Origin of the sequence: Pantoea sp. 22096, assembly GCF_052045955.1 — a bacterium.
In the GTDB taxonomy this organism is placed as follows: Bacteria; Pseudomonadota; Gammaproteobacteria; order Enterobacterales; family Enterobacteriaceae; genus Pantoea; species Pantoea alfalfae.
Map to the genome: position 1 here is coordinate 168,374 of NZ_JBQEPW010000004.1, position 13,712 is coordinate 182,085.

The 13,712-nt window shown below is 54.3% G+C and carries 15 protein-coding genes; 7 read left to right on the forward strand and 8 right to left on the reverse strand.

Annotated elements, in window-relative coordinates; genetic code table 11:
* Positions 1-178: 178 nt before the first annotated feature.
* The 3 genes from zapG (at position 179) to degS (ending at position 3,215) form a co-directional block, all read left to right on the forward strand.
* Complete coding sequence (gene zapG / locus ACTJKZ_RS15430) at positions 179-580, forward strand: Z-ring associated protein ZapG (protein WP_003848291.1); 402 nt, start codon at positions 179-181, stop codon at positions 578-580.
* Between the two features lie 110 nt (positions 581-690).
* Positions 691-2,064, forward strand: a complete 1,374-nt coding sequence (gene degQ / locus ACTJKZ_RS15435; RefSeq protein ID WP_010251960.1) for a serine endoprotease DegQ — start codon at positions 691-693, stop codon at positions 2,062-2,064.
* Positions 2,065-2,153: 89 nt separating this feature from the next.
* A complete protein-coding gene (degS, locus tag ACTJKZ_RS15440) occupies positions 2,154-3,215 on the forward strand; it encodes an outer membrane-stress sensor serine endopeptidase DegS (RefSeq protein WP_161731774.1) in 1,062 nt (353 codons plus the stop codon).
* Between the two features lie 161 nt (positions 3,216-3,376).
* Here the strand turns inward: degS and epmA are convergent, their stop codons facing one another.
* Positions 3,377-4,354: an elongation factor P--(R)-beta-lysine ligase gene (gene epmA, locus ACTJKZ_RS15445; protein WP_161731772.1), complete on the reverse strand. Its 978-nt coding sequence runs from the start codon at positions 4,352-4,354 to the stop codon at positions 3,377-3,379.
* Positions 4,355-4,489: 135 nt separating this feature from the next.
* On the opposite strand from epmA, the gene ACTJKZ_RS15450 reads away from it, so the two are divergent.
* On the forward strand, positions 4,490-5,014 hold the full coding sequence (locus ACTJKZ_RS15450) for a lipocalin family protein (RefSeq protein WP_061061424.1): 525 nt from the start codon (positions 4,490-4,492) through the stop codon (positions 5,012-5,014).
* Between the two features lie 55 nt (positions 5,015-5,069).
* Here the strand turns inward: ACTJKZ_RS15450 and ACTJKZ_RS15455 are convergent, their stop codons facing one another.
* The 3 genes from ACTJKZ_RS15455 to efp form a co-directional block, all read right to left on the reverse strand.
* Positions 5,070-5,204, reverse strand: coding sequence for an entericidin A/B family lipoprotein (locus ACTJKZ_RS15455; RefSeq protein WP_003848302.1), 135 nt, complete (start codon positions 5,202-5,204; stop codon positions 5,070-5,072).
* Between the two features lie 102 nt (positions 5,205-5,306).
* A complete protein-coding gene (locus ACTJKZ_RS15460) occupies positions 5,307-5,438 on the reverse strand; it encodes an entericidin A/B family lipoprotein (protein ID WP_003848306.1) in 132 nt (43 codons plus the stop codon).
* A 51-nt stretch (positions 5,439-5,489) separates the two neighbouring features.
* Positions 5,490-6,056 carry an elongation factor P gene (gene efp, locus ACTJKZ_RS15465; protein WP_010251979.1) on the reverse strand — a complete coding sequence of 189 codons (567 nt, stop codon included), beginning with the start codon at positions 6,054-6,056 and terminating at the stop codon, positions 5,490-5,492.
* Between the two features lie 43 nt (positions 6,057-6,099).
* Here efp and epmB point away from each other — a divergent pair, with 43 nt between their 5' ends.
* Positions 6,100-7,128 (forward strand): EF-P beta-lysylation protein EpmB, encoded by a 1,029-nt coding sequence (epmB, locus tag ACTJKZ_RS15470; protein WP_222924700.1) that lies wholly within the window; start codon positions 6,100-6,102, stop codon positions 7,126-7,128.
* Between the two features lie 52 nt (positions 7,129-7,180).
* Here epmB and ACTJKZ_RS15475 read toward each other — a convergent pair whose 3' ends face one another.
* The 4 genes from ACTJKZ_RS15475 to ACTJKZ_RS15490 form a co-directional block, all read right to left on the reverse strand.
* Positions 7,181-7,528: a DUF4156 domain-containing protein gene (locus ACTJKZ_RS15475; RefSeq protein WP_008925394.1), complete on the reverse strand. Its 348-nt coding sequence runs from the start codon at positions 7,526-7,528 to the stop codon at positions 7,181-7,183.
* A gap of 324 nt (positions 7,529-7,852) precedes the next feature.
* Complete coding sequence (gene groL / locus ACTJKZ_RS15480) at positions 7,853-9,502, reverse strand: chaperonin GroEL (protein WP_003848314.1); 1,650 nt, start codon at positions 9,500-9,502, stop codon at positions 7,853-7,855.
* Positions 9,503-9,550: 48 nt separating this feature from the next.
* Positions 9,551-9,844: a co-chaperone GroES gene (locus ACTJKZ_RS15485; protein WP_009092502.1), complete on the reverse strand. Its 294-nt coding sequence runs from the start codon at positions 9,842-9,844 to the stop codon at positions 9,551-9,553.
* Positions 9,845-10,072: 228 nt separating this feature from the next.
* Positions 10,073-10,534 carry an FxsA family protein gene (locus tag ACTJKZ_RS15490; RefSeq protein WP_222925504.1) on the reverse strand — a complete coding sequence of 154 codons (462 nt, stop codon included), beginning with the start codon at positions 10,532-10,534 and terminating at the stop codon, positions 10,073-10,075.
* A gap of 328 nt (positions 10,535-10,862) precedes the next feature.
* Here ACTJKZ_RS15490 and aspA point away from each other — a divergent pair, with 328 nt between their 5' ends.
* Positions 10,863-12,299 (forward strand): aspartate ammonia-lyase, encoded by a 1,437-nt coding sequence (gene aspA / locus ACTJKZ_RS15495; protein ID WP_150011885.1) that lies wholly within the window; start codon positions 10,863-10,865, stop codon positions 12,297-12,299.
* Between the two features lie 111 nt (positions 12,300-12,410).
* Entirely contained in the window at positions 12,411-13,712 is a 1,302-nt protein-coding gene (locus tag ACTJKZ_RS15500; protein WP_285086641.1) for an anaerobic C4-dicarboxylate transporter, read from the forward strand.

Sequence of the window (13,712 nt, forward strand, 5' to 3'; positions counted from 1 at the left end):
TATTGTTTCAAAGTCCCTGAATGGTGTCTGATTGATACCACGGTTGCTGAAAAAAAGGCCGTTCTACACTAAGCCATGCTGCTCCGGAGTTCCACATCCATAAGATTAACGGGTATAGTGACTATTATTGAAATGGTGCAACGCCCTACGGAACAATGGAAAAAACACGGGAGTCATTATGACCTGGGAATACGGGCTAATTGGTTTAGTGGTAGGTATTATTGTCGGCGCAGTCGCCATGCGTTTTGGCAACAAAAAGCTGCGTGAGCAGCGCAGCATGCAGTACGAGCTGGAAAAATCGAAAGCGGAGCTGGCTGATTATCGCGAAGAGCTGACCAACCACTTCGCACAGAGTGCGGAGCTGCTGGACAACATGGCGCGTGACTATCGACAGCTCTATCAGCATATGGCAAAAGGCTCGAATGACCTGCTGCCAAATCTGCCTGGCCAGAAAAATCCGTTTGCCTATCAGCTGACTGAAGCTGAAGCGGACAACGATCAGGTGCCGGTGCAGATGCCGCGCGACTACTCTGAAGGCGCATCCGGTTTACTGCGTGGCGAGCGCCCTGCCCGCGACTAATCTTTTTGGGGCGCAGCCTGTCTGCGCCCGCTGTTTTTGCGAACCCTGACCGCAAACGACTGTCACACTCATTAATTCTTCCCACCTTTTGCAGCGAGAGCGTTGTAGCAATGAAAAAACAAGCACGCCTGTTTAGCGCATTAGCCCTGAGTATTGGGATGAGCCTTGCCGCCGCACCAGACGCGATGGCAACGCTACCAGCACAAATTGCGGGCCAGCCGCTGCCAAGTCTGGCACCGATGCTGGAAAAAGTGTTACCTGCCGTGGTCAGTGTTCACGTTGAAGGCACTGATTCGGGTGCACAGGCTCAGGATATTCCTGAACCCCTGAAGCGTTTTTTCGGCCAGATGCCTGGCGGAAATAGTCAGCCACAGCCGTTTGAAGGCTTAGGTTCTGGCGTCATCATTGATGCCGCGAAAGGTTACGTGCTGACCAACAATCACGTGGTCAACGGTGCGGATAAGATCAACGTACAGCTTGGCGACGGCAGCGAATATGAAGCCAAACTAATCGGCCATGATGAGCAGACCGATATCGCGCTGATTCAGATTCAGGGCGCTAAAAACCTCACGCAGGTGAAAGTCGCGGACTCTGACCAGCTGAAAGTGGGTGATTTCGCCGTGGCGATCGGTAACCCGTTTGGTCTGGGGCAGACCGCCACCTCCGGGATTATTTCTGCGCTGGGCCGCAGCGGCCTGAACCTGGAAGGACTGGAAAACTTTATTCAGACCGATGCTGCGATCAACCGTGGCAACTCAGGCGGTGCGCTGGTCAACCTTAACGGTGAGCTGATCGGTATCAACACTGCGATTCTGGCCTCAAGCGGCGGTAACATCGGTATCGGCTTTGCTATCCCGAGTGATATGGCGATGAACCTCGCGCAGCAGCTGATTAAATTTGGTGAAGTGAAGCGCGGTCAGCTCGGCATCAAAGGCACTGAAATGACAGCCGATATGGCTAAAGCATTCAATGTCGATGCACAGCGCGGCGCCTTTGTCTCTGAAGTCTTACCGCAATCTGCCGCGCAGAAAGCGGGCGTGAAGTCAGGCGATATCATTACGTCGATCAACGATAAGCCGATTACCAGCTTCGCTGAGTTACGCGTCAAAGTGGGCACCACGCCGCCAGGCGAGCAGGTTAAACTTGGCCTGCTGCGCGAAGGTAAGCCGCTAACCGTTACCGTCACGCTGGAACAGAGCGCCCAGAGTACCGCCAGCGCTCAGCTGATGTCACCTGCACTTCAGGGCGCAACCCTGAGTGATGGACAGACCAAAACCGGTGATAAAGGCGTGAAGGTCGATACCATCGAAAAAGGTACGCCAGCCGAACAGGTTGGCCTGCAGAAAGATGATGTGATTATCGGCGTTAACCGCAATCGTGTTCAGACGATTGCAGAAATGCGTAAAATTCTGGAAGGAAAACCGCCGGTACTGGCACTGAATGTGGTGCGCGGCGATGAAAGTATCTATCTGTTGTTGAGATAAACCTCGCATTACGGCGGACACAAGCGCGTGTGTGTCCGCCGCTCTCATGTTATTCTCCCCTGCGATCTCCCCTGGCGTGATTTAACACCATGTTTCTTAAACTTTTGCGTGCCGTGGTGCTGGGCCTGATTGTGGCGGGTATTTTGCTCGCAGCACTGCCTGCACTGCGTATGGGCAGCGACGCCCTCTATAACCACGACAATATTACCGACGAAACGCCCTTTAGCTTCAATCAGGGGGTGCGCCGCGCCGTGCCTGCCGTTGTGAACGTTTACAACCGCAGCGCCCACGGCAACAACAATCGTGGCATCACCACCCTGGGCTCAGGGGTGATCATGAATACAAAAGGCTACATCCTTACCAACAAGCATGTGATCAACAATGCCGATCAGATTATCGTGGCATTGCAGGATGGCCGCTTCTTTGAAGCGACGCTGGTGGGTTCCGATGGCATGACCGATCTGGCCGTACTGAAGATTACGGCTTCTGGCCTGCCTGTTATCCCGATTAATCCCAACCGGCAGCCGCATATCGGCGATGTGGTAATGGCAATCGGTAACCCCTATAACCTCGGTCAGACGGTAACGCAGGGCATTATCAGCGCCACAGGCCGCGTAGGCCTGAGTTCGTCAGGCCGGCAGAACTTCCTGCAGACCGATGCCTCAATCAATCAGGGTAACTCCGGCGGTGCGCTGATTAACTCACTCGGCGAGCTGATGGGCATTAACACCCTGACGTTTGATAAGAGCAATGATGGTGAAACCCCGGAAGGGATTGGCTTCGCCATTCCAACCGTCTTAGCCTCAAAAATCATGGACAAGCTGATTCGTGATGGCCGGGTGATCCGCGGCTATATCGGCATTACCGGGCGTGAGTTACCGCCGCTGCATGGACAGGGCAGCAATCTGGATCGGGTTCAGGGCATTATTGTCAGCGTGGTCACGCCAGATGGGCCAGCGGATAAAGCCGGGATTCAGGCCAACGATGTGCTGCTCAGCGTTAATGGCAAGCCAGCCATCTCCGCGCAGGAGACCATGGATCAGGTAGCAGAAATTCGTCCGGGTTCAGTAATTGATGTGCAGGTGCTGCGAAACGATCAGAAGCTGACGCTGCCGGTCACCATTCAGGAGTTTCCTGACAGCAGCAGCTGATTGGCGGGGGTTTTAGACTATCAGCAATGCCTTAGCCTGACGGGCAGGGGTGGCCCATCTGAAGAGCAAAGCGTCCGAGTCAGGATGGCGAGGCCGACCTGCAGGGATGCAGGATTCCTTTGCGGTCAGATGGGCCATCCCTGCCCTTTTCATCCGGACTTTTAGCAACGATCCACCGGAAACGCGATCACTTCACTCAATGACTCCGCTTTCAACGCCAGCATGATCAGGCGATCAATACCCAGCGCGACCCCGGAACAGGCTGGCATACCATGCGCCAGCGCATCCAGCAGATAAGTATCAATAGGATGCACAGGCAGGCCGCGCGCCGCACGGCGGCGGTTATCCTGCTCAAAGCGCTGACGCTGCTCACGGCTGTCGGTCAGTTCACGGAAACCGTTCGCCAGCTCAATGCCCTTGTAATAGACCTCGAAACGTTCAGCCACACGGTGATCTTCCGTACTGATCTCCGCCAGTGCCGCCTGGCTGGCCGGGAAGTGATAAACGAAGCAGGGTTTATCCTGACCAATCTTTGGTTCCACACCCAGCATAAACAGCAGCATCAGCAAGGTATCGCGATCCTCTTCTGCGCGCGCCAGCTCGCCTTCACCCAGCTTTTCAGCAGCTTCTCGCAACTGCGCTTTATCCGCTGACAGCGGATCCAGCTCCAGATGGCGGATAAATGCCTGCTGATAAGAGAGCGACTCGGCGCTGTCACACTCCAGCACCTGCTGCATCAGATCATCGACTTCGTTCATCAGACGGTACATATCGTAATGCGGCCGGTACCACTCCAGCATGGTAAATTCGGGGTTGTGGTGACGCCCCGCCTCTTCATTGCGGAAGCTGCGCGCCATCTGGTAGATCGGGCCACTGCCCGCCGCCAGCAGGCGTTTCATATGATATTCCGGGCTGGTCATCAGCCAGAGATCGCGACCCTGCGCTGCACCAGGCCCGACAAAACGCGTCTGGAACGGCACCAGATGGATATCGGTAATCGTTGCCTGGCTCATCGCCGGCGTATCGACTTCCAGCACGCCGCGATCGGCAAAGAAACGACGCACTTCGGCTAAAATAGCGGCGCGTTTTAACAAATTGGCGATGGGTGCGCTTGGTTGCCAGCTTGCCGTTTCGCTCATGGTGATGACTCCTGATACAAATTAGGGGGGGAAGTCTACCTGCAATGCCTGCGGCAAACAATCTCGTGCCCGTGCTGCCAAAAACAGCGTTTCGGCTTCTATACTTAAGCGGTTAAATCACAAAGGAATCCCACTATGTCTCCATGGAAAACAGTTGTTGCCAGCCTGAGTGCTTTTCTCTCTGTTGCCTGTAGCACCACGCCGCCAAAGAACGTCACGGTCGTTGATAACTTTGACAGCCAGCGCTACCTCGGTCAGTGGTATGAGATTGCCCGCCTTAACCACCCCTTTGAGCGTGGCCTTGAGCAGGTGACGGCAAACTACAGCCCGCGTGAAGATGGCGGTCTGAAAGTGATCAATCGTGGCTATAACGTCAAAAAGCAGCGCTGGCAGGAGAGCGTCGGTAAAGCCTACTTCACTGGTGAACCCCAGCGTGCGTCACTGAAAGTCTCTTTCTTTGGCCCCTTCTACGGCGGCTATAACGTTATCGCACTGGATCCCGACTATCGCTATGCGCTGGTGTGCGGCCCGAATCGCCACTATCTCTGGATACTGTCACGGACACCCCAACTGGAGCCGGGCGTGAAAGAGAAACTGGTTGAACAGGCGCGTCGGGATGGTTTCCCGGTCGAAGAGTTAATCTGGGTAAAACAGAAATAGTGCAGAATATGACAAGCCGGTACGAAAAGTCTTTCGTACCGGTTGGAATAACAGGTTACTTCGTGCTGTTCTGAATCGCCTGGCCACCCGCTTCAACATCTTCACCGACGCCACGCGTGGTATTACACGCCGTCAGCAGAGAAGAGAGCACCAGTACAGAGAAGATTGCGGCAATACTTTTCTTTAACATAACAATGTCCTTTTTGATGGATGTAAAGTACAGCGCTTTAAGCATAGCCGGATTTCAGGCAGTTGCTGCTAGCGGGACTCTAAAAAGGACAATCAGTTAAGGTCATTTTGCCGCACGCGAAATGGCACCGCCTAAGTGGGAGACATCTTCGCCAAAACCGTGGAATGTGTTGCAGGCGCTAAGCGCAGAAGAGACCAGCAACGCGAATGCGATTAATTTTGCCAGCTTGATCATTTTTTTCTCTCAGACAAGAAAAAGGCGCATCAGAAGATGCGCCTGCGAATCTTATTTTACGCGTGACACGTATTCGCCAGAGCGGGTGTCAACTTTGACCACTTCGCCTTCCTGAACGAACAATGGCACTTTCACCACGGCGCCGGTAGACAGCTTGGCTGGCTTGCCGCCAGTACCCGCCGTATCACCTTTCAGGCCTGGATCGGTTTCGATAACTTCGGCTTCGATAAAGTTCGGCGGCTGAACGGCAATTGGACGACCGTTCCACAGCGTAACGATACATTCAGCGTTATCCTGCAGCCATTTTGCTGCATCGCTTACCGTCTTCTCTTCAACCTGGAACTGCTCAAAGCTTTCCGGGTGCATGAAGTGGTAGAACTCACCGTCGTTGTACAGGTAGTTCAGGTTGGTATCTACTACATCTGCGCCTTCGGCGGAGTCGGTAGATTTAAAAGTTTTCTCAACGCGAGAACCCGTCAGCAGGCGACGCATTTTAACGCGTGCGAATGCCTGACCTTTACCCGGTTTAACGAACTCACTGGATTCGATGGCATACGGCTCGCCTTCGAACATGATTTTAAGACCGGGACGGAAATCGTTGCTAGAATAAGTCGCCATGAAGGCCCTCTACGAAAATTGACACTGGTACTAAGCCAAAAAAATGGCACACATTGTAACCCTAAAAACACCTTCCAGAGAAGATTGGTTGCAGCAACTTGCGGATGTTGTCACTGAACCTGATGAATTACTGCGGATTTTAGCCCTTGATCAGCACACTGAGCTGGCTGAGGGCGCGGATGCGCGGCGTCTTTTCGCCCTGCGTGTTCCGCATGCGTTCATCCGCCGGATGAAAAAAGGCGATGCGCACGACCCGCTGCTGCTTCAGGTGCTGACCCGCCGCCAGGAATTCATCGATGCGCCAGGTTATAGCACCGATCCGCTCGATGAACAAAGCAACGTTGTACCTGGATTGCTGCATAAATACCGAAACCGGGCATTATTACTGGTAAAAGGCGGCTGCGCCGTCAACTGTCGCTACTGCTTCCGTCGTCATTTTCCCTATCAGGACAATCCCGGCAACAAGCGTAGCTGGCAGGCTGCGCTGGACTATATCGCCGATCATCCTGAGCTGGATGAGATCATTTTTTCCGGCGGCGATCCGTTGATGGCGAAAGATCATGAGCTTGCCTGGCTGCTCGCGGCGCTGGAACCGATCCCGCACGTGAAGCGTCTGCGCATCCACAGTCGTTTACCGGTAGTGATACCGGCGCGCATCACCGATCAGCTCTGTCAGATGCTCAGCGAAACCCGCCTGCAGGTGCTGATGGTGACGCACATCAACCATGCGCAGGAGATTGATGATGAGCTGCGTGAGGCGATGAGCAGCCTGAAGCGTGCCGGTGTCACCCTGTTGAATCAGAGTGTGCTGTTGCGTGGCGTCAATGATAATGCCCGGACGCTGGCCACGCTGAGCAATGCGCTGTTTGATACGGGTATCCTGCCTTATTATCTGCACGTACTGGATAAGGTACAGGGTGCTGCGCACTTCTTTGTGTCTGATGAGGAAGCCCGTCAGTTGGTGCGTGCGCTGCTGTCACAGGTCTCGGGTTATCTGGTGCCAAAGCTGGCGCGAGAAATTGGTGGGGAGCCAAGTAAAACACCGCTGGATTTACAGTTACGTCAGGAATAAAAACGGCCAGCGAAAAGCTGGCCGATTCAACAAAGCAGGCGCCCGAGTCACATTATGGGCACTTATATACCTGGCCGGTCATTTTGCTGTCGAGTGGCGCGAACGCGGACAACAGATTCTGCGTCGGGCTGGTTGCACCGTAAATGACGTTGCCGCCCATCTCCGCTGCGCGATTGCGCAGGTCATTGGCTGCACCGCGCAGCGCGCTGGTTTCGCCGCCAGCCCCGCTCAGCCAGTTGCTCTGTGAGCCGGTGATATTGCCCAGAAGCTGGCAGTTATTGCCAGGCTGCTGATCGGTAAACGTCACGCGCTGTCCTGCTGAAGAGAGTTGCGTAGAGCTGCTGCAGCCCGCCAGCAATAACGCGCCAGCCGTCAGTCCGAGCAAGAGGTTAATCCGCATTGTAATCCCCATTTATTATCATCAGAGTCGGGTGGCAGCGTAGCAGAAAAAGATCGCTTTTTTCTGAACATTCATTGCCTTAATCCCGTTATATCACCTCAATATTTCATACTGTGTTCAGGCTGACAGCTTTGCGCTTTCCGATGAGCTTACGGCCGTAAGTCAATCTGGCAGGGCGGTAACAGTCAGCGAGCAGACAGCGGGAGATATCAAGAGGAAAGACGAACGATTGCGCCACTACTTATACTATTTTCCTGCCCAAAAGAAAAACCCCCGACCGTTTCCGATCGGGGGTTCTGTGATGACTTAAGCAGTCAACGGCAATTACATCATGCCGCCCATACCGCCCATGCCACCCATACCGCCAGCGCCGCCGCCTAAATCAGGTGCGTCGCCTTTTGGCAGGTCAGTGACCATACATTCGGTGGTGATCATCAGACCCGCAACAGAGGCCGCGTACTGCAGAGCAGAACGGGTCACTTTGGTTGGGTCCAGGATACCGAAGTCGATCATGTTGCCGTACTCTTCAGTCTGCGCATTGTAACCGTAGTTACCGTCGCCCGCTTTCACGTTGTTAGCAACAACGGATGGCTCTTCACCGGCGTTAGAGACGATCTGACGCAGTGGAGATTCCATTGCGCGCAGCGCAACTTTGATACCGACGTTCTGATCTTCGTTCTGACCACGCAGATCGGCCAGCTGTGCGGCAACGCGAACCAGCGCCACACCACCACCAGCAACCACGCCTTCTTCGACAGCAGCACGGGTTGCGTGCAGCGCATCTTCAACGCGGGCTTTCTTCTCTTTCATTTCAACTTCAGTGGCTGCGCCAACTTTCAGAACGGCTACGCCGCCTGCCAGTTTCGCTACGCGCTCCTGCAGTTTTTCTTTGTCGTAGTCAGAGGTTGCTTCTTCGATCTGCTGACGAATCTGGGTGACACGGCCCTGGATTGTCGCCTCTTCACCCACACCGTCGATGATGGTGGTGGTGTCTTTGTTGATCACAACGCGTTTAGCCTGACCCAGATCTTCCAGCGCCGCTTTTTCCAGCTCCATACCGATCTCTTCAGAGATCACGGTACCACCGGTCAGGATAGCGATATCCTGCAGCATAGCTTTACGACGGTCGCCGAAGCCTGGTGCTTTAACCGCGGCCACTTTCACGATGCCGCGCATGGTGTTAACCACCAGTGTTGCCAGCGCTTCGCCTTCAACATCTTCCGCGATGATCAGCAGTGGTTTGCCCGCTTTCGCAACGGCTTCCAGCACTGGCAGCATTTCACGGATGTTAGAAATTTTCTTGTCAGCCAGCAGGATGAACGGCGATTCCAGTTCAATCGCACCAGTTTCTGGCTTGTTGATGAAGTAAGGAGACAGGTAGCCACGATCAAACTGCATACCTTCAACCACATCCAGCTCGTCCTGCAGGCCGGTGCCTTCTTCAACGGTGATCACGCCTTCTTTACCGACTTTTTCCATCGCCTGAGCAATCAGCTGGCCTACGGTTTCATCGGAGTTAGCAGAGATAGTACCAACCTGCGCAATTGCTTTAGAGTCTGAGCAAGGTACAGACAGCGCTTTCAGTTTCTCAACCGCAGCGATAACTGCCTGGTCGATACCGCGCTTCAGGTCCATCGGGTTCATACCCGCTGCGACCGCTTTCAGACCTTCAGTGATGATTGACTGTGCCAGTACGGTTGCCGTGGTGGTACCGTCGCCCGCAGCGTCGTTCGCTTTAGAGGCCACTTCTTTCACCATCTGCGCGCCCATGTTCTCGAACTTGTCTTCCAGCTCGATTTCACGTGCGACAGAAACACCATCTTTAGTGATGGTCGGTGCACCAAAAGATTTATCCAGAACCACGTTACGGCCTTTAGGGCCCAGGGTAACTTTTACTGCATCTGCCAGTACGTTCACGCCACGCAGCATTTTTACGCGAGCGTCATTACCGAATTTTACGTCTTTAGCTGCCATTTCAATTGTCCCTTAAATTCGTTTCGTTCAGTGAGTTACGCGAAAAAATTACGCTTCAACAATCGCCAGAATGTCGCTTTCAGAGATGATCAGCACTTCTTCGTTGTCGATCTTTTCGGTTTTAGCACCGTAACCTTCATTGAAGATCACGACGTCACCAACCTTCACGTCCAGCGGCTTAACGTCGCCACTCTCAAGGATGCGGCCATTGCCGACAGCCAGAACTTCACCACGGGTGGATTTACCGGCTGCAGAACCGGTCAGCACGATGCCGCCAGCTGATTTAGCTTCAACTTCTTTACGTTTGACGATGACGCGATCGTGCAATGGACGAATTTTCATTTGATAGCTCTCCTTTGAGAAGTCCAATCATTCAGTTTTGGGGTTGAACACCGGGCTGCATGGCTTCCGGCCTCGTGACCAGAGAGATAGGGCCGCTGCCACCCACTTTCAAGGGGACGGACAATAAATTTTTTACCCGCGAGTAATAAGTGATGGCTTTTTGAACAGAGGATGAGGCAAATAAAAAACGCAACCCGAAGGTTGCGCTTTCAGAAGCTGGGGCTGCAGTTAACGATCCTTGTGATCGTCATGATGCTCAAGGCGATTGCTGTCTTTACGCTCGAACTCGCCATCCATAGTGTAGCCGCTGTCAGGCCCGGCTCCCGGCCCGCGCCAGACGCGCAGATGAGGCATCAGTTTCAGCGTCAGATGCTTCTGCACCGGTGGCAGCAGCAGCAACAGGCCCAGCAAGTCAGTAAAGAAACCAGGCAACAGCAGCAGGAAGCCCGCGATGATCAGTGATACGCTTTTGATCATCTCATTGGCCGGGCTTTCGTTACGCGCCAGCTTCTCCTGCATCAGCATGAAGTTCTTCATGCCCTGATTTTTAACCAGCGAAACCCCGATGCACGAGGTAAAGACCACCAGCAGCATGGTCAGCAGCACGCCCATGACGTGTGCAACCTGAATGAAGAGCGAAATCTCGATCCAGGCCAGAATAAAAAAGACTAATAACGGTATCCAGCGCACCGTACTCTCCTGTAAGTAGGGGCTGAACGGCAGCGTGCCGGTCAGCAGAAAGCGTTCATCCTGAGGATGATAAGAAAAGAGATGGGCACCCGCGCCGCCATTTTCAACCGATCCTGTCAAATTTATCCTGCAGGGTTAATTTTGTAACCAACTTCACATATCGTTAACCAGACGGCAGCATTAAGTGATCTGCATGCGTGCTTTTCTTATGCATCAGAATATGATCGCACATGCCACTGTGAAGACGGATAATATGTCGGCACGGGCACACCACAACAAAATAAACACATCCTTTGTGATGGTTAGCGGCAACAACAAGAAGGTTATCATGGCGAACAACATTCGTATCGAAGAAGACCTGTTAGGTATGCGCGAAGTTCCGGCGGATGCCTATTATGGCGTTCATACTCTGCGTGCGATTGAAAATTTTTATATCAGCAACAGCAAAATCAGCGACATACCTGAATTTGTCCGCGGTATGGTTATGGTAAAAAAAGCGGCGGCGATGGCCAATAAAGAGCTGCAGACCATTCCGCGTAATATTGCCGATACCATCATTAAGGCCTGCGACGAAGTGCTGAACAACGGCCGCTGTATGGACCAGTTCCCCGTGGATGTTTATCAGGGCGGTGCCGGGACCTCGGTCAACATGAACACCAATGAGGTGCTGGCAAACATCGGCCTGGAGCTGATGGGCCATCAGAAAGGGGAATATCAGTATCTTAACCCTAACGATCATGTGAACAAGTGCCAGTCCACTAACGACGCCTACCCGACCGGTTTTCGTATCGCAGTTTACAGCTCGCTGCTGAAGCTGCTTGATGGCATCAGCCAGCTGGCCGAAGGCTTCCAGCGCAAAGCCGATGAATTCCAGACCATCCTGAAAATGGGCCGCACCCAGTTGCAGGATGCCGTGCCGATGACCCTCGGCCAGGAGTTTCACGCCTTCAGCGTGCTGCTGAATGAAGAGACTAAAAGCATTCTGCGCACCGCTGAACTGCTGCTGGAAGTGAACCTGGGCGCGACCGCCATCGGCACCCGCCTCAATACACCGGAAGGCTACCAGCATCTTGCGGTTCAGCGTCTGGCGGAGGTCAGCAACCTGCCGGTGGTGCCGGCGGAAGATTTGATTGAAGCGACCTCTGACTGCGGTGCTTATGTGATGGTCCATTCATCGCTGAAACGTCTGGCGGTGAAGCTTTCTAAAATCTGTAACGACCTGCGCCTGCTCTCCTCCGGTCCCCGCGCTGGCCTGAACGAAATTAACCTGCCAGAGCTGCAGGCGGGTTCCTCTATCATGCCGGCCAAGGTCAATCCGGTCGTGCCAGAGGTCGTTAACCAGGTCTGCTTCAAAGTGATTGGCAACGACATTACCGTGACGATGGCCTCTGAAGCGGGACAGTTGCAGCTCAACGTGATGGAGCCGGTAATTGGCCAGGCGCTGTTTGAGTCAATCAGCATCCTGACGAATGCCTGCTACAACCTGCTGGAGAAGTGCGTTAACGGCATCACCGCCAACCGCGCGGTGTGCGAAGCCTACGTCTTCAACTCGATTGGTATCGTCACTTACCTTAACCCGTACATCGGCCACCACAACGGCGACATCGTTGGCAAAATTTGCGCAGAGACCGGTAAAAGCGTGCGTGAGGTGGTGCTGGAGCGCGGCCTGCTGACGGAAAGTGAGCTGGACGATATCTTCTCGGTGCAGAACCTGATGTACCCGGTTTATAAAGCGAAACGTTATACCGATGAAAATGAACAGTAAGGCTTAATCGACGCTGGTTAACCAAAGGCACACCGCGATCAACACGGTGTGCCTTTTTTTTTGTTACACAGCACACCCAGGTTTTACCGGTTTACTTTTCAGGAGTGATTCATGTTTGTGGTTGAGCTGCTTATCGTCTTAATGGCGATCTGGTTGGGTGCCCGTCTTGGCGGCATTGGTATCGGGTTCGCCGGCGGCATGGGCGTGCTGGTGCTGACGTTGGGATTTGGCATGGTGCCCGGTGCTATCCCGTTCGATGTGATTGAAATCATCATGGCGGTGATCGCCGCAATAGCCGCCATGCAGGTAGCGGGCGGCATGGATTATCTGGTGAGCCTGGCGGAACGCCTGCTGCGCCGTCATCCGCGCCACGTCACGCTGCTGGCCCCGCTGGTGACCTACCTGATGACGCTGCTGGCCGGAACCGGGCACACCGCGTTCTCAACGCTGCCGGTGATTGCCGAAGTCGCGAAAGAGCAAGGCGTTCGCCCTTCCCGACCGCTGTCGATTGCGGTGGTGGCTTCGCAGATTGCGATTACCGCGTCACCGATTTCCGCTGCGGTGGTCTTCTTCGCCACGCTGCTTGAACCGCGTGGCGTCAGCTATATTACGCTGCTGGCGATTGCCATCCCCTCAACCATGGTGGGTCTCTTCCTGGCGGCACTGGTGACGAACTTCCTGGGCCGTGAGCTGAAAGATGATGAGGTCTATCAGGCGCGTCTCGCCAAAGGCGAAGTCACGCTGCGCGGTACCAGCGTCTTCCAGGCAAAACCGGGCGCGAAAAAATCGGTGCTGCTGTTTCTGATAGGGATTGTGGCCGTGGTGCTCTATGCCACCGCGACCAGCGCCAGTGTCGGGCTGATCGTCAATCCGCCGCTGCCACGCAACGAAGCGATTGTAGTGTTTATGCTGACCATCGCCACACTGATCAGCCTGACCTGCAAGCTCGACACCAGCGAGATCCTCGGCGCCAGCACTTTTAAATCCGGCATGAGCGCCTGTATCTGCGTGATGGGCGTCGCCTGGCTGGGCGATACCTTTGTCAAAGCGCATCTGGCAGATATTCAGATGCTGGCGGGCGACACGCTGAAAACCTATCCGTGGATGCTGGCGCTGGTGTTGTTCTTCGCCTCGATGCTGCTCTACTCACAAGCCGCCACCACCAAAGCATTGATGCCCGCCGCGCTGCTGCTGGGCGTGACGCCGCTGACGGCCATCGCTTCCTTCGCGGCGGTGTCCGCGCTGTTTGTGCTGCCGACCTACCCGACCCTGCTGGCCGCCGTGGAGATGGATGACACCGGCTCAACCCGGATTGGCAAGTTTGTCTTTAACCACGCCTTTATCATTCCCGGGGTGATCGCCATTGCGCTGTCCGTACTCTCTGGCTTCGTCTTTGGCGGATTGCTGTTGTAG